The sequence below is a fragment of the Streptomyces silaceus genome, from assembly GCF_001419745.1.
In the GTDB taxonomy this organism is placed as follows: Bacteria; Actinomycetota; Actinomycetes; order Streptomycetales; family Streptomycetaceae; genus Streptomyces; species Streptomyces silaceus.
On the sequence record NZ_LIRJ01000692.1, the window covers coordinates 1,073 to 2,012 of the forward strand.

A 940-nucleotide genomic window follows, 5' to 3' on the forward strand; every position below is an offset into this window, starting at 1 on the left:
GCCGCGGCGGGGAGCTGGCTGAAGTACTTGTGCGGGACGACCACGACGACGGACGTGCCGAGCCACGGCGAGTCCGCGAAGGTGACACGGATCCCGTACTTGCGGCCGAGGGTGCCCACGACGCGCAGGCCCAGGTTGGCGTCCTCCGAGAGGCCGCCGAGGCCGGGGCCCGCGGCGATGCCCTCCAGGGAGTCGAGCGCCTGCTGCTTCTTCTCGTCGCTCAGGCCCTTGCCCGCGTCCTGGATCTCGATGCCCACGCCGTTGGGCACCTCCTTGCCCGACACGATCACGGGCTCGGTGGGCGGCGAGTAGCGGGCCGCGTTGTCCAGGAGGTGGGCGAAGATCAGCGTGAGGTGGTCGACCAGGCCGCCGTCGACGCCCAGTTCGGGCAGCTGGCGCACCTGGACGCGGTCGAAGTCCTTGATGCGGCCGATGCCGCCGCGGACCACGCTGAGCAGGCGCTGCGGCTCCTGCCACTGCCGGCCGGGGCGGTCCGTGCCGCCGAGGACGCCGATGCTGGCGGCGAGACAGTCGGCGGGGCCGATCGCCTGGTCCAGCTCCATGAGTCCCTGGGCGACGGCGGGCGAGCGGCCGTGCTCGCCCTGCATCTCGTGCAGCCGGCCGCGGATCTTGCCGGTGAGGACGTGGAGCCGACTGCCGATGCTGATGACGGCCTGTTCGGCGGAGGTGCTGCGGTTGAACTCCTCCTCGACCGCGATCAGTCCGGTCCGCAGGACCTTGCGCAGCTCCTGGCGGTACTCCGGCGTCACCTCGGTCTCCTGCGCGAGCGGCGGCAGGACGTCGTCGATGGCCTCGCCGGAGCGCAGGCCCTTCAGGGCCGCGGGCAGGAACTCGTCGCCGAGGCGGGCGAGCAGTTCCTGCTGGCGGTCGACGCGCCACTGCCAGGCGGCTGCGTCCTCGGCGAGGCGGGCCTCCAGGG

Annotated in this window: 1 protein-coding gene; it reads right to left on the reverse strand. The window is 72.9% G+C overall.

Features of this window, described 5'->3' with window-relative positions:
• Window positions 1–940: ATP-binding protein (locus tag AOK22_RS38750; protein ID WP_167357947.1), on the reverse strand; the 940-nt coding region annotated here is incomplete at both ends.